We start from the raw sequence: 19,290 nt of genomic DNA, 5'->3' as shown, positions 1-19,290 counted from the left end.
GGCCAGCTCTTGCTTCAAGCGTTTGTTGAACATGGGAAAGCACCGATGGCAGGTAGAAAGCGGGTATGCAGCCTAACCATCGGCCTTGAAAAGCATTTCTGAAGAGCACTTGAGACTCGTCAGTCAAAAATAGTTCTGGCTCAGCGCATCAGGCAGTTCCGGCCACCCGACACTGTCCCGTGCGCGGCATCCGCGAGCCGAAATACGCCGCACTGAGGATGCCCACTACGCCCATCACCGCGCAGAATATTACGCAGATCCATGGGCTCCACGGCATCAGGCCGATCAGCAACAACGGCGTAATACTCGCCCACGCGGCGTAGGCAATGTTGTAGGTGAACGAGATGCCTGACACGCGAATGCGCGCCGGGAACAGGCCGACCATCACCGACGGCACCGCGCCGACAACCCCGCAAGCGAGACCGGCGATGGCATAGGCCAACCCGACCCAGTTGCCGCCCATGATCAAGCAGCCGTAAAGCACGGCGATGCCCAGCGGCAGCAGCAGGCTATAGAGCATGACCGTGCGCCAGGCGCCAATGCGATCGACCAGGAGACCGGCGATCACGCAGCCGATGTTGAGGAAAACGATGCCCAAGGCGCTCAGGGCGAAGGTGTGGCTGGCGGTCATGCCGAAGGTTTTCTGCATCATGGTCGGCGTAATGACCACGAACACCACCACCGCCGAGGTCAGCACGCAGGTCAGCAACATCGCCGGCAGCATCGCCAGCCGATGTTCGCGCAGCACCGTGCGCAAAGGCAGTTCGACCCGCGCTTCACGTTGCGCTTCCATGGCCATGAACACCGGGGTCTCGCTCAGCCAGCGGCGCAGATAGACGCCGATCACACCGAACACGCCACCGAGCAGGAACGGATAGCGCCAGGCGTAATCGAGGATTTCCGCCGGGGTGAAGACTTGCGCGAGGAACGTCGCGGTCAGCGCGCCGATCAGGTAACCGAAGGTCAAACCGGCCTGCAAAAAGCCCAGGGCATAACCGCGATGCCCGGTTGGCGCGTGTTCAGCGACAAACACCCAGGCACTCGGCACTTCGCCACCGACCGCCGCACCTTGCAGGATGCGCAGCGCCAGCAACAGCAGCGGCGCGAAGTAACCGATCTGGGCATAGGTCGGCATGATCCCGATCAGCAGGCACGGCAGCGCCATCATCAGGATGCTCAGGCTGAAGACTTTCTTGCGCCCGAGGCGATCGGCGAAATGCGCCATCAGAATCCCGCCCAGCGGCCGCGCCAGATAACCGGTGACAAAAATCCCGAAGCTTTGCAGCAGGCGCAGCCATTCAGGCATTTCCGGCGGGAAGAACAACTGGCTGAGGGTCAGGGCGAAGAATACGAAAATGATGAAATCGTAAATCTCCAGCGCCCCGCCAAGGGCCGCAAGGCCGAGGGTCTTGTAGTCGGAGCGGCTGAACGGCGCAGGTTTGGCCGTGGTTTGGGCAGTCATGGCAAAGAACTCTGGCAGGCAAAAAACCAAGGCGCCCATGGTCTACGCAAATGGCCGGATGGACAACCCGTTAGACCATAGTCATGGTTTTGCAAAACCTGCTCACAAATCGTCTTCGCTTGATTTACTGTTGAGGCCTGTCCAGCGGGACGACGCCAACGCCGGCCAACCGCAGTGAACCCCATGTGGGAGCGAGCCTGCTCGCGAAAGCGTCAGTTCAGGCAACCTCGATGTTGAATGTGCCGACCTCTTCGCGAGCAGGCTCGCTCCCACAGGGAATCTCTGCGATGTCGAGATGAGCGATTGTTTCCGCGGACCACAATAACCATAAAAATCCGAGGTACTCCCGTGGCCGTTGATATCGAAGATAGCCGCTCTGCGCGCTTTGCCCTGCGCTGTTCAAGTTTCGCCGAACGCTGGTTTCCCGACTCCTGGGTCTTCGCCGCGTTGGCCGTCATTATCGTTGCACTGGCCACACTGGCCATGGGCGCCAAACCTACGGATGCCGCGATGGCCTTCGGTGACGGCTTCTGGAGCCTGATCCCGTTCACCATGCAGATGGCTTTCGTAGTGATTGGCGGTTATGTGGTCGCCAGCTCGCCACCTGCTGTCAAACTGATTGATCGCCTGGCGCGCATTCCGAAAAACGGCCGCTCCGCCGTGGCCTGGGTCGCATTGATTTCGATGGTCGCGTCGCTGCTCAACTGGGGCCTGTCGCTGGTGTTCGGCGGTTTGCTGGTCCGCGCCCTCGCCCGACGCACCGATCTGAAAATGGACTATCGCGCAGCGGGTGCCGCGGCCTATCTGGGCCTTGGTGCGGTGTGGGCGCTGGGTCTGTCTTCGTCGGCCGCGCAGTTGCAGGCCAACCCCGCCAGCCTGCCGCCGTCGATTCTGTCGATCACCGGGGTGATTCCGTTCACCGAAACGATTTTCCTCTGGCAATCCGGCGTCATGCTGCTGGCGCTGATCGTGGTTTCGATCATCATCGCCTACGCCACCGCGCCCGGGCCGAACTCCGCGCGCGACGCCAAGGCCTGCGGCATCGACCCGGCCTTCAACCTGCCGCCACTGCAACCGCGCACCCGGCCGGGCGAATGGCTGGAACACAGTCCGCTGCTGATCATCGTGCTGGTGCTGCTGGCGGCGGGATGGCTGTTCCACGAGTTTTCGACCAAACCGGCGATCACCGCGATTTCCGGGCTCAATACCTACAACTTCCTGTTCATCATGCTCGGGGCACTCCTGCACTGGCGTCCGCGCAGTTTCCTTGATGCCGTGGCCCGTGCCGTGCCGACCACCACCGGTGTGCTGATCCAGTTCCCGCTGTACGGCTCGATCGCCGCGCTGATGACCACCGTCAAAGGCGCCGATGCGCAAACCCTCGCGCACCACATCTCGACGTTCTTCGTCAGCATCGCGTCCCACGACACCTATGCGCTGCTGATGGGCGTGTACTCGGCGATTCTCGGGTTCTTCATTCCGTCCGGCGGCGGCAAGTGGATCATCGAAGCGCCGTACGTGATGCAAGTCGCCAACGATCTGCAATACCACCTCGGCTGGGCGGTGCAGATCTACAACGCAGCGGAAGCGCTGCCGAACCTGATCAACCCGTTCTACATGCTGCCGTTGCTGGGCGTACTTGGCCTGAAGGCGCGGGATCTGATCGGCTTTTCGTTCGTGCAACTGTTGGTGCACACGCCGCTGGTGCTGCTGTTGCTATGGGCGCTGGGGACGACGCTGGCGTATACACCGCCGGTGATGCCGTAAATTGATGGAATTGCATTTGTTTCAGTGCAGGTGCAATCAGCTTTTTTCAGTGGGAAGGACCTGAAGCAGTTCAGGCAAAGCGACCTGAACTGTTTCCCATACCACATCCAGATTGATATCGAAGTAGCCATGCGCTATCCGATTGCGCATTCCGCGCATTGCACGCCATGGAACCTGCGAATTCAGGGCGGTGAACTCAGGATATCGATCCATCACTTTGGTTGCCGCCTCACCAATGATAACCAGACTCATGATGACCGCCTGCTGCGTGCGCTTGTCGTCGGCGAACTCTTCTTTACTCAAGCCTTCGACAAAAATCAAAGCATCACTCGCGGCTTGGCGAATGTGGTCAAGGTAGTCGCCGAGCCTGTTCTCGATCATACGGGACGGGCCTGATCAAGAACCTGCTGACGAAACTTCAGCGGGAGATCTCCCGGCGTCAGCAGGTCAACGGTAACGCCCAACAAGTCCTCCAGCTCAACTTGAAGACCACCTAGATCAAACAGGGTGGCTCCGGGCAGCGGATCAACCAACAGATCGAGATCGCTCCCGTCCGTGTCTGTCCCCAACAATGCCGAACCGAAAACACGGGGGTTTGCCACACGAAAGCGGCCGACAACCTCGCGAACGGCTAATCGCTGCAAATCAAGTGCAATGGAAGGCTTCATGGTTTACCCCTGCCAGATTCAATGTAGCGCCAGTCTAGCAGCGCTTGAGAGCAGTAAACACCGCACCACTTGTAACCCAACCGTCACATCTCCTTGCTAGCGTCCGCCCGAAACATATTGAAACATTTAAGCAAAACGGGCTGAGACATGATCGACGATACAGACGGCACCGACGCACCCTCCGTTGCTTCCGATAACCCCACCGACACCAGTCGTCGCCGCTTTCTCGGGGGTGTCGCGGTGCTCGGAGTGGGCGCAACGCTGGCGGGGTGCAGTCATGCAGGCGATCCTCCCGGCAAGCCGGTCGAGCGTCCGCTTTCCCCGACCGAGTTGGACAAAGCCCTGCACGATCAGGTGAAAACCGTGGTGGTGATCTACGCCGAGAACCGCAGTTTCAATAACCTGTTCGGTGATTTCCCTGGTGTCGAAAAACCGCTGTCGGCGCTCAAGCCTGCCGACTACCAACAACGCGACCGCGACGGCAGCGTGCTGCAAACCTTGCCGCCCGCCTGGGGCGGTGTGTTGCAGATCGGCCCGCAAACCCTCGATGGCGTGACCTATCCCAGTGCCACACAGTTTCAGGAAAACCTGCCCAACGCACCGTTCGCCCTCAAAGGTCCGAACGGTGAAGACTTGCCGTTCGGCTTGGTGACTCGCGATTTGTGGCATGTGTTCTATCAGAACCAGATGCAGATCAACGGCGGCAAGAATGACGGTTTCGTCGCCTGGGCCGACGCCGGTGGTTTGACCATGGGCCACTATGCGCAGAGCCGTTACTCCCTGCGTCTGTGGGACGTCGCGCAGGAATTCGTGCTGTGCGACAACTTCTTCCAGGGCGCCTTCGGTGGCTCGTTCCTCAACCACCAATACCTGATCAGCGCCACCGCGCCGTTCTATCCTGACGCTGCCAATTCGGTCGCCAAGTCGCAGATCGCCGCGCTGCAAAGCGCTGATCCGGCCGATCCGCGCCTCAAGCCGCTGGAGCAATCTCCGGCCAGCGCCATGACCGGCCCGCCGCAATTCGGCCCAAGTGCGCTGACCCCGGACGGTTTTGGCGTCAACACCCTCGCCCCGCCCTACTGGCCAACCTGGATTCGTGACCCGGAGCGCCCGGCGTATTCCAAACCGGACCTGCCCAACGTCATGGTGCCGCAGACCCACGAACACATCGGCGACAAACTGTCGAAGAAGAACATCGACTGGGCCTGGTATGCCGGTGCATGGCAGGCGACGCTGGAGCAGTACAAGGATTCCGGTGGCATTCCGAAAATCCCCAACTTTCAGTATCACCACCAGCCGTTCAACTACTTCAAGCAGCAAGGCCCGGAAAACCCGAACGAGCGCAATAAACGCTTGCGCGACGCCGGTTTGGGTGACGAGTCGAGTACCAACAAGTTCTTCGCCGACGCCGAGGCCGGCAAGCTACCGGCCGTGAGCTTCTACAAACCGCAGGGCAACCTGAACATGCACGCCGGTTATGCCGACGTCGCCTCCGGTGACCGGCACATCGTCCGTGCGCTGAAGGTGCTGCGCGAAAGTCCGCAATGGAAAAACATGGTGGTGATCGTCACGGTCGACGAAAACGGCGGCTGGTGGGACCACGTCGCGCCGCCCAAGGGCGACCGCTGGGGCCCGGGCTCGCGGGTGCCAGCCCTGGTGGTGTCACCGTTTGCGCGCAAGGGCACGGTGGATCACACGGTTTACGACACGGCGTCGATCCTGCGGCTGATCACCCGGGTGTTCCAGCTTGAGACCCTCAACGGCCTCAAGCAGCGCGATGACGCGATGATTGCCCGCGGCCAGAAACCCATGGGCGATCTGACCAACGCCCTGCATTTTCCAGCCTGAGAATGAGCCCTGCGCGTTGGCGCAAAAAACTGCGAATGACGGCTTCTCTGTAAAACACAGCTGATCCACTATGAGGCGCCCCCGATACGCGGGGAACCCACGCTGAAAAGGATCTGAGCATGTTCAAACTCGCAGGGCTTATTCCCACAACGCTGGCCCCCACTGCATTGGCCCTCGCCGCACTCACACTGAGCGCGGCCGCCCACGCCGATGTCGACTTGAAACTGGGCAGCACCGAACGCGTCACCCGCCTCTTCGCCTACCCCAACAACTGCAGCGTGATCTGCTTTCGCAACTGGACGCTGGAGCAGACCGTCGCGCATTACCTGAGCCAGAGCGTGCAACGCGACGGTTATGCCAATGCGAAGGTGTTGGTGAAAAACGATAACGACCAGCTCTACGCCGAAATCAGCGGCGTGCCGGCCGGATACGACAAACCGCTGTCCGCACTGCTTGATGCCGGTGATCTCGCTTACGCCGGCGCCAGCAAACTCAACGCCGACGGCAAATGGGCGTACAGCTGGTATCTGTTCCTGCCGCTGGGCATGGCTCTGGAGAATCGCAAAAGCGTCGAGTTGCTGCACTTCCCGCCGGATTACTCGCTGACCCAGGCTCAGGATTACCTGCGCTCGAACACCACCGACCGTTGGGCAACGCTGTTGACGGTCAATGGCATTCCCGCCGAGCAGACCCCGGCGTTTCAGACCATCATCGACATCGCCCCGATTGCTGCGCCGTCCAATGCCGGCAGTGATCTGGAAGGCGTCTATGACTATTTCAAGGACTACCAGACCACGCTGGTCAAGCAATTCAGCCAGACCTCCAGCGGCAAGACACTGCCGATGGTGGCTTTCGGCGCGCCAGTACGAAACTGGATCAAGCAGCAATATGGGCCGACGGTCAACGTACTGGGCCTGGCGACCATCAGCCCCAGCGCGGGCGTGAACGTGCCGGTTTTGGGATCGAACCATCCGAGTTACATCTGGTACGCCGCCGATCCCAAAAGCTACACCGGCGACGATGCCCAGGCCAAGGCTGATGCCGCAGGCTTGAAAGTCATGGGCCAGGATTTGAGCGCCGCCTGCTGGCAGGCCGATATGGGCAGCAGGCCGAGCAGCGATGCGCAGACCACCCTCAACAACTGCACGCAGACCTGGCAGGTCACGCAAAAAGCCAAAACCTGCGAGCTGTTCTACACCTCGATCCGCAACTTGACGCAGGAACAGGCCGCCGCCAAATGCGCCACCACGCCGATCAAGGCGCAACTGCAGCAGTTGAAGGCGCCGATGCCAGAAGCTGCTGTGCCCGCTCCGCACCTGTAACCACTCAAACGCCATTCCCGCGTCAGTCATCACTGACGCGGGAAAGCGTCTATTTCGCCTGTCAGATCTGACAGTAGACCGGGCATTATCTTTACGACAGGATTGGATCCAAGCATCCATGTTGCAGATCTGACAGGACGTCAGAGCAAGGGAGTCGCAACATCTTCCGACAGGGATTGTTATGAATAGCCAAGCGTTTGCAGGATCCGCACCTCGCGATACCGAAGGCATTTACCCTTTTGCCGGGCTGCCCGTACGTCTGGGTTTTCCTGCCCGCGCCGACTTTGAAGTCCTCCACGATGAGCAGGCCACCCCTACAGGGATCGCGGCGCGCCGGGAGTTTCTGCGTAACAGCCGGATGTGCCGGGTTTCGGGACAACTGCTGCCCTACCGCTGTCGCCAGACCCGACAACTGCTCACCGGCATCCATATCTACGATCCACGCTTTTGTGGATTACTCGAACACGCCTGCGACCCGAACGTGTTTCTCGACATGAGCGAACTCTGGCTGTGGGCAGTGAAAGATATCCACAAGGGCGAGCGGCTGACCATGGATTACACCGCCACCGAAGACAAACTGCTGCGCCAGTTCGCCTGCGGTTGCGGTTCTTCGCGCTGCCGTGGGTGGATCACCGGTTACAACGAACCACCGACCCTTGAAGGTCAGCATTATCTACAACGCTGGCGAGGGCATGGCCTGCGTTGAGCAGCGTTTTCAAACTCGGGTTACAACGCACCTACCGGACGCAAACGGTATTGCGGCGGCAGTTGCTCGAAACCACTGATGGTCGTGTTCAGGCTTTTCCAGCGGCCATCCTTGATGCCGTAGATGCAGCCGTGGATCGACAGGCTCTGTCCACGATGCCAGGCGTTCTGAATGATGCTGGTGTGGGCAACGTTGGCCACTTGCTGGACCACGTTGAGTTCGCACAGGCGATCGACCTGCTCTTCTTCGGTCGGCAACTTGGCCAGTTCTTCGCGTTTTTCGTAGTACAGGTCGCGAATCGAGCGTAACCAGCCATCAATCAGGCCGAACTGGCGATCCTGCATGGATGCGCGCACACCGCCGCAACCGTAGTGCCCGGTGACCAGAATGTGTTTGACCTTGAGCACGTCCACCGCGTACTGGATCACCGAAAGGCAGTTGAGGTCGGTGTGCAGCACCACGTTGGCGACGTTGCGGTGTACGAACAGATCGCCCGGCAACATGCCGACGATTTCGTTGGCCGGCACCCGTGCGTCGGAACAGCCGATCCACAGATATTCAGGCGTTTGCTGGCGCGCCAGTTTGGCGAAGAAATCCGGGTCTTCCTTGGTGATCGCGTCAGCCCAACGCTCGTTGTTATCAATCAGGTCTTGTAAGTCGTGCATGTGTAAGGCCTCAAGAAAGATGCGCAGGTATGACAGACGACCACCCGTCGGGGTCACGAAAGGATCGCAAGTGTTTTCGTTGGAATTCTCGTGTGCCCGGTGAGTCCACCTAGTAAGGCCCACAGTATGAGGATTTGCCATGACTGATTCACGACGCCCTTACGATGCGGTGCAACCGGAGCCCATCGATGATAACGAAGACCGCATGGGATCGGTGCACGAACTGGATTTCGACGACGAAGAGCCCAGCGCGAAGATTGGCGATGAGATCCCCGAGCGTGAACGCGAACAGTTGATGCCCAATGAACGTGTGCGCGAGGCGGGCATGACCGGAGCTTCGGTCAGTGATCATGAGCCGACTGACGATGATATGAGCCCGGAAACCTTGATCCATGAGGATGGCGCCCGGGATGCCGAAGAAATCGGCGAGGGTAATCAGGCGGATTGGGATTTGAGTATTGTCGACGAGGATGACATCGGCGGCGGCAATGGCCTGGATGAGGCAGAGCTGGCGCGGCGGGATCCGCTGGACGGCAACCGCTGATCTCCGCCGCCTGACAGGACGCTTTCGCGAGCAGGCTCGCTCCCACAGTTTTTTGGATTGATCACAAAATTTGTGTGCGAATCAAATCCAGTGTGGGAGTGAGCCTGCTCGCGATGCTTTTAGCTCTAATCAACCAGGGTACAGGCCATGACTACGGCATCTTCACGCCCACCAACAGCCGGATAATAATCCCGACGCCGGCCAATCTCGTTGAAGCCATAACGCTCATACAACTTGAACGCCGCGGTATTGCTGTCACGCACTTCGAGAAAGCACTCCCGAGCCTCGGCGGCATACGCTCGCGACATCAGATGCTCGAGCAACGTCAGCCCCAGCCCACGTCCCTGATTCTCCGGTTTGACCGTGATATTCAGCAGATGCGCCTCATCGAGAATGATCTGCACCACGCCGTGACCGACCTGCTGCTGACCTTCGAACATCAGCCATATCTGGTATTTACCCAGCCCATCGAGAAAAATGCCGCGAGTCCACGGATGGCTGTACGCCGCGTATTCGATCTTCAATACAGCGTCCAGGTCCGCCTCGGTCATCGGGCGGAACGATACAGCTTCACTCATTCGATTCTTTCCAGCGCGCCATCAGCCGACGCATGGCTTGCCACACAGCGGCTTTGCGCTGTGGCTCTTCCATTAACAACTCCAGACCGGGAATGGCCCAGGCCGAGCCCAGACCTTCGATCTGCAATTCACGATTAAACGCCTCGGCGTCCGCCTCACCGGCAAAGCGCACCGCCGGCAGGCCGATCAGCCACAGGCAGGCGCACGGCGCCGCTTCCATCTGTACCGAAAGGAAACCCTGGACGAAGTCGCGCGCCGCCTCCGGACCTTGGTCCATGGTGCCGCGATTGAGCCAAGGCCAGCGCACGGGCTCGCCGACGATTTGCGGCGCATCCGGCAGACCGGCGGCGCGCAACATGTCTTTAAGCAGCAAATAGGCGGGATCGCGGCTTTGGAACGGTTCACCTGTGGGTAACTCGACCAGCAGCAGACAACGCCCGGTGCGCAGCAATTGCAGGGCGAAACGCGGCGGCGGCACCGGTGCCGGTTTGGCCACGACGGGTGTGCCGTCGGCCTCTTCCACCGGTTTGGCGTTGGTTTGCGTACTCGCCGGCGAAGGGCGCGGCACTTCGATCTTCGGCCGTTCACTCGGACGCGCGGCAGGCTGCGCGGGCGTTTCAGCCTGAGGCGCGGGCATAACCTGCGCCTCTACCTCGGGCTCGGGCATGTCCAGCAGCTCGGGCCGTGACGGCGCGGCGAAAGGCAATTCGGTGCGCGGCAGCCAGTTGACCACCTGCATGGCGTTCAAATAGGCGCGGCGGCGGGACTCGATAAGCAAGGGTCGGCCACTTGTGGATAACTGAAGTGCGCTGATTCTACCGCCCTTCGCTCAAGATCGCCCGTTGTTGATCGATAGACTTGATCAACGTCTTCCACAGGGAGAAAAGCGACAGTCCGTCCCGAGAGTGAATCGCATCCTTCGTGATGCAGTACAATCGCCGCTTTTCATTGCCAACCAGCCGGGCATTCCGATGATCGAACCCAAGCGCGTCTTGCGCGCCCTCGCTGAACACTGGGCACTGCTTGAGCCACTGTGTGAGCACTTCGACCAAGGCACATTGAGCCTCAACGAACTGCGCTCGCAACTGGCCGCCCAACAACTGGACAGCACGCCGCAGGACATCACCAGCCTGCTCGACGTGTGGATTCGCCTGGATATTCTGATTCCGGTGGCGAAAAGCCCGAACCGTTTCGAGCTGAACGCGCAGATTCACGACTTCCTCGCTTACTTGCGCAGGGAGCACCGGCTGGGCCTGTGCCTGGAAATCGAAGCCTATCTGCGTCACCTCGAGCGTCTGGCCGGCTACATTCAGGACGCGTTCGACATCCGCGACGGCCACGACCTCGCCCGCCAGTTGCGCTTGCTCGACATGCGCGTGCGCGACGTGCTGAAGAAACTCGACAACGACGAACAGGCACTGGTGGCTGTAGCCGAACGCGCGAAGACCAGCGACCGGCAGATTCCGCTGCGCCAGCGCTACGCCGAAGTGTTGGCGACGTGGGACGAATACGTCGAGCCGATGATCGATCTGGTCAATGCCGACGGCGCCTTCGAACAAGGTGTGCGCAAGGTCGAAACCGTATTGCTGAAGATGCTCAGCGAACAGCAGCGCCTCGGCCATCTGGTCGACGACGACATGTTGCTGCGCACCCATGCGCGCATCCTCGAAATGCAGACCAGCGCGCAACTGACCCTGCGTCATGCCCGTGAACTGCTGCTGCCGCTGCGTGAAGAAGCGCGTCGGCACAACGCCGTGACCCGTGGCGCCGCGTTGGCGTTGGCAGCGATTCGCCGCAAAGGCATTGATGCCGTACCGCAAGCCGCGATGCCGCTGTTCACCCGCCCGCAAAGCACCTTCCTCGGCAGCGCCAGTCAGGTCGAAGCCTACGTTTATGCCTTGGCGCGTTTCGAGCCGAAACCGGCGCGCTTCCCCAAGGCTCACAAAACGCAGAAAGGCGAAGCCCCACGTGCGCCACGCACCGTGCGCGAGATGGTCGACCGTTGCGAAGAATCGCTGCCGATGCCGGACCTGATGACCTGGCTGCTGGAGCAGGAACCGGACGGCGCTACCGACGAATTGCTCTACTGGTTCTCGCGCCTGTCGCGGGAAAAACGCTTCAAGCGCGAGCGTCTGGAACGCCGCGAATACCACACTCATGAGCATCAGGTCAGCCTGCGCTCCTTCGCCCTGCTCTCGGCCAGCGCCAGTGCCGCCGAGGATTCTGCGAGCGCCCTCTCTGCAGGTACTTCAAATGCAACTTGATCTTTCCGAACTGTCGCAACTCGCGCCGATCTTCCGCGAGTTGTTCAAGGGCTACCACGTCAGCCGCCGCGACCCGGAGCTGTACGCGCAACTGTCGAACTTCCAGGATCAATACCGCACGCTGTTCAAGGCGCTGGGTTTTGAACTGGTCTGCGACACTCGTGGCTTCTACTACTTCGTCCCGGACATGGCCGCTGCGGCGGTGAACAAGACTGCCCAGCGTCTGGCGCTGTTCACCTTTATTCTCGTTGAACATCTGGCTGATCAGGGCCGCGACCCGATCGCCGTGCTCGATGGCGGCAGCCTTGGCCGTGAAGAATTGCCATCGCTGCTGGAAAAATACCGCGATCTGTTCATTCAGGCCGAAGTACAAACCGTTGAAGAACTCGAAGAAAAGATCATGCGCCGCATGACTCAACTCGGTTTCGCTGGCGAAGAAAATGGCGTGTATCGTTTCCTGCCGCCGATGCACCGTTTCCTCGATGTGTGCCTGTCGGTGCAGCAAGACCGCGATCTGGCGGCCAGCGTGCACAGCGTTCTGCCGCTGCCGGCGCCAGTGCTGATCGACGAAGCCGCCGAAGCCAAATTCCTCGAAACCGACGATCCGCTCGATCTCTCCGAGTTTGAAGAGGAAAGCGAAGAAGACGCACTGGCTCGCGCCATTGCCGAAGAACAGGAGTCCGACGCATGAGCCAGGAACGCTACGGCATCCGCCGCTTCGCCCTTTTGAACACCGCCGGTTACAGCCTCGGCCTGTTCCCGCTGGAAGAACCGTTGTCGGTTTACGGCGCGAACAACCTCGGTAAGTCGGCGTCGATCAACGCCTTGCAGTTCCCGATCCTGGCGCGCATGTCGGACATGAGTTTCGGCAAGTACAGCCTTGAACAATCGCGGCGTTTCTACTTCGCTTCCGACACCAGTTACATCCTCGTCGAAGTGAACCTGCCCCACGGCCCGCACGTAATCGGCGTGGTTGGTCGCGGCCCGGGCGGTGGTTTCGGTCACCAGTTCTTCGCCTACGCCGGCAAGCTCGATCTGGCGCATTACCAGAAGAACGACACCTGCCTGCGCCAAAAAGAGCTGTTCAGTAACCTTGAAAAAGAAGGCCTGAAAGCCTACGAACTCAAGCCTGATGAACTGCGTCGCTTGCTGGTCGGCGGTCACACGTCGATCCCACTGGACCTGACACTGATCCCGCTGCGTTCCACCAGCGAGCAGAGCCTGAAGACTTTCCGTGCGCTGTTTATCAACCTGCTGCACATGCGCGAAATCACTGCGGCCAAGTTGAAGCAGTTGTTCCTTGATGCCTTCGAACACAGCCTGCGTTCCGGCAGCGTCGATTACATCGCCGCCTGCGAAGAAGCCTTCCGCGATGTGCGTCGGATGGAACAGGACTACAACTCGCTGGTCGCTGCCGGTCCATTGGTTGAGGCCTTGGCCAACGGCGTGAAACAGCGCGACGTGCTGCGCGGCAAACTGCATCGCCTGTCGCCGCTGCTCGACTCGTTGCTCGGCACCTGGTCGGACTACGCCAGTGCGCGCAAGGAAGAGCTGATGATTCAGGCCGACCACTACCGTGGCGAGCAGGACAGCCTGCAAAACGATCAACGCGGCGGCACTCAAGAACTGATGCGTCTGGAACGGGAAATTTCCGGCATCCAGCGCTGGCTCGGCGAACTGTCGGTCCTGAAGAATCGCTTTGCTTTGGTCGACGACGTCAAAGTGCTGGAGCAACAATTGCTCGCGGCCAAAGATGCCCACGACGAACTGGCCGGTGCCCTGGCGCAATCGCGTCAATTCAGCGCCGAGGATCTGGAAGAGCGCCTGCGCGATCTGGAAAAACGCCTGAAGTCGGTGAAGCAGCAACTCGATCACGCTGACAACAACAGCTACGCCCGCCTGCGCGAAGAGTTTTCGCAACAGGACGTCGAACGCCTGATGCGCCTGTTCAACAGCGCACTGTTCAGCCTGCCGCTGGGCGAACACGGCATCACCCTCGACGACGATGGCGAGTGGGTGAAATCGGTCGAGCTGATTCTTGATGGCTTCAAGGGCGAGCGTTTCGAAGTCCCGGGCCTGTCGATCGACATCTCGCACATCGAGCCGCCGGCCCTGCAAGCGTTGGCCGACCGCGCCGCATTGCGCGATCAGAAAGAGCGTCTGGAAAAAGAGCTCAAGCAACTGAAAACCCAACAGGCGGTCGCTGCCGACCGCGCCGCGAGCAAGACCCAGACCGAAGCGCTGTATCAGCAAGTGCTGGACGCGCAGAAAGCCCTGGAAGACTTCCGCCGCACTCAAACCCTGAGTGCTGAAGAAGGTGACAAGCTCGAGCAACTGGCGCAGATGGAAGGCGCGCAGGACGAACTCAAGCGCTCCAGCGATGCCTTCACCGAGCGCGTCCAGCAACTGTCGGCCAAGCTGCAACTGGTCGGTCGGCAGATCGCCGACATGGAAGCCAAGCAACGCACCCTCGACGACGCCCTGCGTCGCCGTCAGTTGCTGCCGGCGGATCTGCCGTTCGGCACGCCATTCATGGATCCGGTTGACGATTCGATGGACAACCTGCTGCCGCTGCTCAACGACTATCAGGACAGCTGGCAAGGCTTGCTGCGTGCCGATGGCCAGATCGAAGCGCTCTACGCGCAGGTGCGTCTGAAAGGCGTGGCCAAGTTCGACAGCGAGGACGACATGGAGCGCCGTCTGTCACTGTTGATCAACGCGTACGCACACCGCACCGATGAAGCGCTGACCTTGGGCAAGGCCCGTCGCGCGGCGGTCACCGATATCGCGCGTACCCTGCGCAACATCCGCAGCGACTACGACAGCCTCGAACATCAACTGGCGCTGTTCAACCGCGAGATCAACAAGCGTCAGGTCTCCAACCTGCAGAGCTTCCGCATCGTCCTCGCGCCGAATAAAGAAGCACTCAAGCACATCGACCAGATCATCCACAGCGCCGGTCAGTACGAAGAAGGCGAAACCCTGTCGGTGTTCGACCTGAGCCAGAGCGCCGAGCAGGACAACAAGAACGAAGAGGCCAAGGAATATCTGGCACGGCTGGTGGCGGCAAACCACAACCAGCTCGGCCTCAAGGACTTGTTCGAACTGGCGTTCGAGATCACCAAGGTCAACGGTCAGCCGGTGATCCACACCGACATCGATGGCGCGGCATCCAACGGTACGACCATGACCATCAAGGCGCTGACCAACATGTACTTGTTGCTGCACTTGATGGACCGCGACCTTGCCGGTCGCGTACGTCTGCCGTACTACCTCGACGAGGCTGCGGACATCGACGAGAAGAACCAGGCGGCATTGCTGGAAACCAGCCTGCAACTGGGCTTCGTGCCGATTCTGGCGAGTGTGAAACCGCAAGTCTGCGCCAGTGTCGCCATCGACCTGGAAGGCGGCAGCGGCCCGGCCGGGATCTACATCGATGAGGCGGACTGGAAATACATCCGCCGCCATGATGTGGTGAAGGCGACCGTCAATGTTGAGGCGGATGAACCGGAGCTGGATGCGGTTTGATCGGCGTTAACTGAAGGCAAAAAAAAGGGCCGCGATCTGATGGGATCGCGGCCCTTTTTTATGGCTTGGGGTTTGTACTGATTTTGCGGGCCCTATCGCGAGCAGGCTCACTCCTACAGTTGGAATGCATTCCCCTGTAGTAGTGAGCCTGCTCGCGATGGCTTCACTTCAGACACCACAGAACTATTTACCGAGTGAAATCTTCGGCGCCCAGGTCAGCCACTCGTCCTCGAACTTGTCGAACAGCGGGAAGGTTTGTTCAGCCCGCGCCGGGTTGCCCATGCGCTCACCGTCAGGCGTGGCGAAAGCGATCCCGCCCTGAATCGCCGTTTCCAACGACTCGGTGCGCACCGTCAGTCCGTTGAACAAGCCGATATCGAAACCGACACCGCTGGTGTTCCAGAAACGGCTGCCGCTGCGCACCAGAGGCGCATATTTCGGCTCGATCAGAATGTGCACCAACACCCGGTCGGCGGTCTGACCCAATTCGTAGCCGGTAACCTTACCCACAGTGATCTCGCGGTAAGTCACCGGTACACCCGGTTTCAGCGAACCACGACGAGCAGCGCTCAATACCAGACTCAAACCCGCCTCTTGCTTGGTCACTTCCGGTGCATTGGCCAAAGCCACGAAATTCTTCTGCGAGCCAAGGTTCTTCGCCGCTGGCTGGACTTCGATGTACTGTCCGGTCACCAGGGTTTCCAGGTTCGCCGTCTTGATCAGGCCCAACTCGGGTTTGACCACCCAGAACTGACTGCCGACCCGGGCAATCTTTTCCGGCACCTCAGTAATACGCGCCGTGAGGATGACCGATTGCAGATCGTCAGTCAGATCAACACTTTCGATCTTGCCGACATCCAGCCCCTTGAAGCGAACCGGCGTGCCGCTGCGCAAACCGTCGGCGCGATCAACCTTGATCGTCACCACCGCGCCCTTTTGATTGGCCTCATCATGGTTGGCGAACAGGCGGAAGCGCGGAATACGCTTCTGCAACGGCGCCTTGGCTTGTGGCGTTTCGAAGGCGATGCCGCCGGCCATCAGTGTCTGCAGCGATTCGCTCTTCACTTGAATGCCGCCGGTCAAGCCACCGGTCAGGGTGATACCGCTGACGTTCCAGAAACGCGTCGAAGCGTTGACCAGGTTTTCGTATTCCTTATCGATGTGCACGCCGATGACCAATTGCTTTTTGGTCTTGGAGAATTGGTAGCTCTGCACCGAGCCGACCTTGACCTGTTTGTACAGAATCGGACTGCCGACATCGATAGAGCCGAGCGCATCGGTGAACAGCACCAGGTGCAAGCCCGGTGAGCGCAGATCCAGCGGCGGCGCTTTTGGCCGGGCCTCGAACTCACGTTTCGGGGCCGCACCTTTGTCGCCCGGGCGTACGGCGATGTAGTTACCCTTCACCAAGGCTTCCAGGCCAGTGATACCGGCCAGGGAAATCGACGGTTTGACCACCCAGAACTGAGTGCCATCGACCAGGTAGTCTTCTGCCAATGGATCGAGGGTGAGCTCGGCAGTGGCGCTGTTCAGGTCAGGATCAACTTTCAGCGCTTTCATGTTGCCGACTTGAATGCCTTTGTACATCACCGGGGTGCGCCCGGCCTGCAATCCTTCGAAGTCACTGAGTTTGACCTTCACGCGAATGCCCGCAGCGGCCGCATCGAAGTCTTCGTAGAGACGAAACGGCAGGCTTGGATCCGTGGGTGGGCTGTCCTTGCGGTTCTCCGGCGTAGCGAAGGCGATACCGCCGGCGACAATGCTTGCCAGCGATTCGCTGCGCACTTTTACGCCGGACAGGTTGGCATCGATGCTGATGCCGCTGGCGTTCCAGAATCGCGTGTGCTTGCGCACCAGTTTGGCGTAGGTCGGCTCGATGAACACTTTGAGTTCGACAGTGCTTTGATCTTCCGAAAGCACGTAGCTTTTGATCTGGCCAACCTTGATCTGCTTGTAGAACACCGGACTGCCCCGGCTTAGCGAACCGAGACGATCAGCCTTGATGGTCAAGTGCAAACCAGGCTTGGAGTCCGACAGCGGCGGTTCTTCGGCCAGCGCCTTGAACTTGCGCGCAGGCTCGCCTTCGCCGGGGCTGATGGCTACGTAGTTGCCCGAAACCAGAGTTTCCAGCCCGGTAATACCGGCCAGGGTCACGCTCGGTTTGACCAGCCAGAAGCGCGTGCTGGTCTTGAGGTATTGCTCGACGTCTTTATTCATCTCGACGGTAGCGATCACTCCCTTGGAGTTGCCCTCATCGTCGAGCTTGAGCGCCTTGACCTTACCGACCGACATGCCTTTGTACATGACCTCGGTCTTGTTGGCCTGGATGCCTTCGCCGCTTTCGAAGCGCACCTGGATCTCGATACCGGTTTCGGAGTAGGCACGCCAGCCGAGCCAGCCACCGATGATCAGTGCGATCAAAGGCAGTACCCAAATGGCAGACCAGTTCGAGGCCGGTCGGGTTTTCGCTACGGGCAAATCAGTCATGGTCGTCGTCCGACTCCGTGTTATCCCAAATCAGTCGGGGATCGAAAGTTACTGCGGCAAGCATCGTCAGAATCACCACGGTGGCGAAGGCGATGGCGCCAAGATTGGCTTCGACACTGGCAAGCCGGCCGAAGTTGACGACCGCCACCAGAATGGCGATCACAAAAATATCGAGCATCGACCAACGGCCAATAAACTCGATAAAGCGGTACATCCAGATGCGCTGGCGCGCAGACAACGGCTGGCGTCGTTGCACCGAGAACAGCAGCAGAGCTATGCCGACCAGTTTGAAGGTCGGCACCAGAATACTGGCGATGAACACCACGGCGGCAATCGGAATCATCCCGTGCTGCACCAATTGGATAACGCCGGACATGATGGTGCTCGGGTCACCCTGCCCCAAAGAACTGACAGTCATGATCGGCAGGACATTGGCCGGAATATAGATAATTGCCGCGGTGATCAGCAGGGCCCAGGTTCGGGCCAGGCTATTGGGACGGCGCGCGTGAACGAGTGCCCCGCACCGGGTGCAGGTTTGTCCGTCGCCGTCCTCTTCTTGCCTGTTCAATTCGTGGCATTCAGTACAAATCAGAATGCCCGCATCAATCGCCCGCATGAGCATCCTCCCCCGATAACGCCTGCCAGATCTGATGCGGTGACATCACCACTTCCAGCCAGACCTGAATCAACAACAAACCGATGAAACACACCAGGCCAAGGCCGACGGTGATCGCCGCCATGTCCGCCAGTTTGACGATCGCCACCAGCACGCCCATGAGGTAGACCTCGAGCATTCCCCAATCTCTGAGGTGGTGGTAAATGCGGTAGAGCAACAGACCATAGCTGCGGCCGACATTGAAGCGAATCGTCAGTAAGACGAACAACTGGCAGAGCAACTTGAGCAGCGGTATCGCCATGCTGCACAGGAATACGACGATCGAAACGCCCTGCATGTCAGTGTTGAACAGCCCGAGCACGCCGCTCCAGACAGTGTCCTGCGAGGATTGCCCGAGGATATTGAGCTGCATGATGGGTAAAAAGTTTGCAGGGATGTACAACAGCAATGCCGCGATGACCAGGGCAAGGCTGCGCTGCACCACATTATGGCGATGGGCGTACAGCTCGTAACCGCAGCGTGGGCAGAGGGCTTTTTCGCCGTGAGCAAGTGTTGGCTTGCGCATCAGCAGGTCGCACTCGTGACAGGCCACCAAGTCTTCCAGCGGTAAATCTGACAGCCCAGGGGCGTCAACCGACTCTGACATAAAGGCTCTGGCTCCGAAAAAGGTGGGACTATTCTAGTGTTCTGATTCGAAAATAACTGTGCAAATTTGTTCGCTGTCGTAAGCAAAACTTTTTTACGGGCAAAACAAAACCCCAACTGCTTTCGCAATTGGGGTTTCGGAATTTAATCTTGACGATGACCTACTCTCACATGGGGAAACCCCACACTA

At 59.6% G+C, this 19,290-nt stretch carries 17 protein-coding genes; 8 read left to right on the top strand and 9 right to left on the bottom strand.

All coding sequences use genetic code 11. From position 1 onward, the window contains the following. Positions 1-148: 148 nt before the first annotated feature. Positions 149-1,462: an MFS transporter gene (locus tag ACIOWE_RS18785; protein ID WP_401394326.1), complete on the bottom strand. Its 1,314-nt coding sequence runs from the start codon at positions 1,460-1,462 to the stop codon at positions 149-151. Between the two features lie 348 nt (positions 1,463-1,810). Here ACIOWE_RS18785 and ACIOWE_RS18780 point away from each other — a divergent pair, with 348 nt between their 5' ends. Then, positions 1,811-3,229, top strand: coding sequence for a TIGR00366 family protein (locus ACIOWE_RS18780; protein WP_201228493.1), 1,419 nt, complete (start codon positions 1,811-1,813; stop codon positions 3,227-3,229). A gap of 36 nt (positions 3,230-3,265) precedes the next feature. Here ACIOWE_RS18780 and ACIOWE_RS18775 read toward each other — a convergent pair whose 3' ends face one another. Further along, complete coding sequence (locus ACIOWE_RS18775) at positions 3,266-3,610, bottom strand: DUF86 domain-containing protein (protein WP_401394323.1); 345 nt, start codon at positions 3,608-3,610, stop codon at positions 3,266-3,268. Beyond that, positions 3,607-3,897, bottom strand: coding sequence for a nucleotidyltransferase family protein (locus tag ACIOWE_RS18770; protein ID WP_401394320.1), 291 nt, complete (start codon positions 3,895-3,897; stop codon positions 3,607-3,609). Before ACIOWE_RS18770 ends, ACIOWE_RS18775 begins: the two co-directional genes overlap by 4 nt. A 147-nt stretch (positions 3,898-4,044) precedes the next feature. Between ACIOWE_RS18770 and ACIOWE_RS18765 the strand changes: the two genes are divergently transcribed. The 3 genes from ACIOWE_RS18765 (at position 4,045) to ACIOWE_RS18755 (ending at position 7,773) form a co-directional block, all read left to right on the top strand. Continuing rightward, a complete protein-coding gene (locus ACIOWE_RS18765; protein ID WP_401394317.1) occupies positions 4,045-5,745 on the top strand; it encodes an acid phosphatase in 1,701 nt (566 codons plus the stop codon). A 119-nt stretch (positions 5,746-5,864) separates the two neighbouring features. Further along, entirely contained in the window at positions 5,865-7,067 is a 1,203-nt protein-coding gene (locus tag ACIOWE_RS18760; protein WP_401394314.1) for a hypothetical protein, read from the top strand. Between the two features lie 181 nt (positions 7,068-7,248). Then, complete coding sequence (locus tag ACIOWE_RS18755; protein ID WP_401394311.1) at positions 7,249-7,773, top strand: SET domain-containing protein-lysine N-methyltransferase; 525 nt, start codon at positions 7,249-7,251, stop codon at positions 7,771-7,773. Positions 7,774-7,793: 20 nt separating this feature from the next. On the opposite strand, the gene can is transcribed toward ACIOWE_RS18755, so the two are convergent. Further along, the gene (can, locus tag ACIOWE_RS18750; RefSeq protein ID WP_003228196.1) at positions 7,794-8,438 is read right to left on the bottom strand and encodes a carbonate dehydratase; all 645 of its coding nucleotides are present in this window, start codon (positions 8,436-8,438) and stop codon (positions 7,794-7,796) included. Between the two features lie 139 nt (positions 8,439-8,577). On the opposite strand from can, the gene ACIOWE_RS18745 reads away from it, so the two are divergent. Then, positions 8,578-8,982 carry a serine kinase/phosphatase gene (locus ACIOWE_RS18745; RefSeq protein ID WP_401394308.1) on the top strand — a complete coding sequence of 135 codons (405 nt, stop codon included), beginning with the start codon at positions 8,578-8,580 and terminating at the stop codon, positions 8,980-8,982. Between the two features lie 125 nt (positions 8,983-9,107). On the opposite strand, the gene rimI is transcribed toward ACIOWE_RS18745, so the two are convergent. Further along, a complete protein-coding gene (gene rimI / locus ACIOWE_RS18740) occupies positions 9,108-9,560 on the bottom strand; it encodes a ribosomal protein S18-alanine N-acetyltransferase (RefSeq protein WP_007961522.1) in 453 nt (150 codons plus the stop codon). Then, entirely contained in the window at positions 9,553-10,299 is a 747-nt protein-coding gene (locus ACIOWE_RS18735; RefSeq protein ID WP_401394456.1) for an energy transducer TonB, read from the bottom strand. The genes rimI and ACIOWE_RS18735 overlap by 8 nt, the downstream gene beginning before the upstream one ends. 232 nt (positions 10,300-10,531) lie before the next feature. On the opposite strand from ACIOWE_RS18735, the gene mksB reads away from it, so the two are divergent. The 3 genes from mksB to mksF are packed head-to-tail and all read left to right on the top strand — an operon-like array spanning position 10,532 to position 15,352. Further along, positions 10,532-11,824, top strand: coding sequence for an Mks condensin complex protein MksB (mksB, locus tag ACIOWE_RS18730; protein WP_401394306.1), 1,293 nt, complete (start codon positions 10,532-10,534; stop codon positions 11,822-11,824). Next, positions 11,814-12,515, top strand: a complete 702-nt coding sequence (gene mksE, locus ACIOWE_RS18725) for an Mks condensin complex protein MksE (RefSeq protein ID WP_122595506.1) — start codon at positions 11,814-11,816, stop codon at positions 12,513-12,515. The genes mksB and mksE overlap by 11 nt, the downstream gene beginning before the upstream one ends. Further along, positions 12,512-15,352, top strand: coding sequence for an Mks condensin complex protein MksF (gene mksF / locus ACIOWE_RS18720; RefSeq protein ID WP_401394302.1), 2,841 nt, complete (start codon positions 12,512-12,514; stop codon positions 15,350-15,352). The genes mksE and mksF overlap by 4 nt, the downstream gene beginning before the upstream one ends. Before the next feature lie 183 nt (positions 15,353-15,535). On the opposite strand, the gene ACIOWE_RS18715 is transcribed toward mksF, so the two are convergent. The 3 genes from ACIOWE_RS18715 to ACIOWE_RS18705 are packed head-to-tail and all read right to left on the bottom strand — an operon-like array spanning position 15,536 to position 19,101. Continuing rightward, positions 15,536-17,839 (bottom strand): MlaD family protein, encoded by a 2,304-nt coding sequence (locus ACIOWE_RS18715; protein WP_401394299.1) that lies wholly within the window; start codon positions 17,837-17,839, stop codon positions 15,536-15,538. Beyond that, entirely contained in the window at positions 17,832-18,455 is a 624-nt protein-coding gene (locus tag ACIOWE_RS18710; protein WP_201236798.1) for a paraquat-inducible protein A, read from the bottom strand. The genes ACIOWE_RS18715 and ACIOWE_RS18710 overlap by 8 nt, the downstream gene beginning before the upstream one ends. Next, the gene (locus tag ACIOWE_RS18705) at positions 18,442-19,101 is read right to left on the bottom strand and encodes a paraquat-inducible protein A (RefSeq protein WP_201236797.1); all 660 of its coding nucleotides are present in this window, start codon (positions 19,099-19,101) and stop codon (positions 18,442-18,444) included. Before ACIOWE_RS18705 ends, ACIOWE_RS18710 begins: the two co-directional genes overlap by 14 nt. Between the last annotated feature and the right edge of the window lie 189 nt (positions 19,102-19,290).

Source organism: Pseudomonas sp. NPDC087598 (assembly GCF_044743525.1).
Taxonomy (GTDB): domain Bacteria; phylum Pseudomonadota; class Gammaproteobacteria; order Pseudomonadales; family Pseudomonadaceae; genus Aquipseudomonas.
The sequence above is the reverse complement of the archived record's forward strand: the minus strand, read 5'-3'. Positions and strand labels throughout refer to the sequence as shown.